Consider the following 1,261-nt stretch of genomic DNA (forward strand, 5'->3'; position numbering starts at 1 on the left):
ACTTTCCCGGTAGCGGCGCAGCTTGCGCTCAAAGGCGGCCCGGGCGGAAAAGCCCATGGCAAACGTCAGTCGCTGCCAGCCCAGTTCGTCATCCGGCAGGCGCTGGGTCTGCTTATCCGCCACCGCCTGCAAGCGATGCTCCACATCCCGCAGGAACAGGTAGGCTTCGGTGAGCTCGTCGGCCACATCCTCGGGCAGCAACTCAAGCGCCACCAGTTGCGGCAGCACCTTGATCAGGTTTGGCTCACGCAGGGCCGGCAGCTGGCCACCCCGGATCAACTGGAAAGCCTGCACAATAAATTCCACTTCACGAATGCCACCGGCGCCCAGCTTCACATCGGCCTGCATGCCCTTGCGATTCACTTCCCGCTCGATCAGGGACTTCATTTCCCGTAGGGACTGGAAGGCGCCGTAATCGATATAGCGGCGATAGACGAAGGGATTCAGGCGCTTGATCAGGCGATTACCGGCCTGCAGGTCGCCAGCCATGGGACGCATCTTGATCAGCGCATAGCGCTCCCATTCGCGACCCTGGGTCTCGTAGTAACCCTCCATGGCATCAAAGCCAATGGCCAGCACACCACTCTTGCCCCAGGGGCGCAGGCGCATATCCACTCGGAACACAAAACCGTCAGCGGTGGTCTGATCCAGCGCCTTGATCAGCTGCTGGCCCAGGCGCACAAAGAACTGATGGTGGGTCAGGGCGCGGCGTTCGCCTTCAATTTCGCCCTCGTGCTCATAGGCAAAGATCAGGTCGATGTCGGAAGACAGGTTCAGTTCATGGGCCCCCAGCTTGCCCATGGCCAGCACCACCAACCTGACCGGGTTACCGTCCGGGCCCAGCGGTGTACCACTGCGCTCACAGGCCCAGCCGTAGAGCACCGACAGCGCCTCGTCGATAAGGGTATCCGCCAGCAACGACAGGTCCGCCACGGCACTGTGGTAATCGCCGATCCGGGCCAGATCCCGCCAGACAATGCGCACCATATGGCGATGGCGCAGACGGCGCAGCGCCCGCTTGAGGTCATCCTCGCTGTCGCATTGCGCCAGCAAGGCGCGGATTTCCTCTTTCAGGGACGCCGCCGCCAGCGCCTGGCTCAGGTCACTGGCCAGCAGCCACTCCCCCAGCCCCGGATCGCGCTGAAACTGGGCCGCCACGTAGTCAGAGCCCGCCCATACACGGGGCAAGTCAGTCAACAGGTCGTCAGGAATACGGTGGCCGGATTCGACAAAGTGCTGCCAGTGCTGGCTGACCAGCACC

Annotated in this window: 1 protein-coding gene; it reads right to left on the bottom strand. The window is 62.8% G+C overall.

The window, feature by feature from the left end:
* A partial coding sequence (gene glnE, locus A3730_RS24190; RefSeq protein ID WP_082872521.1) for a bifunctional [glutamate--ammonia ligase]-adenylyl-L-tyrosine phosphorylase/[glutamate--ammonia-ligase] adenylyltransferase occupies window positions 1-1,260 on the bottom strand: 1,260 nt, incomplete at its 3' end.
* Between the last annotated feature and the right edge of the window lies 1 nt (window position 1,261).

This window comes from Alcanivorax sp. HI0044, assembly GCF_001634945.1.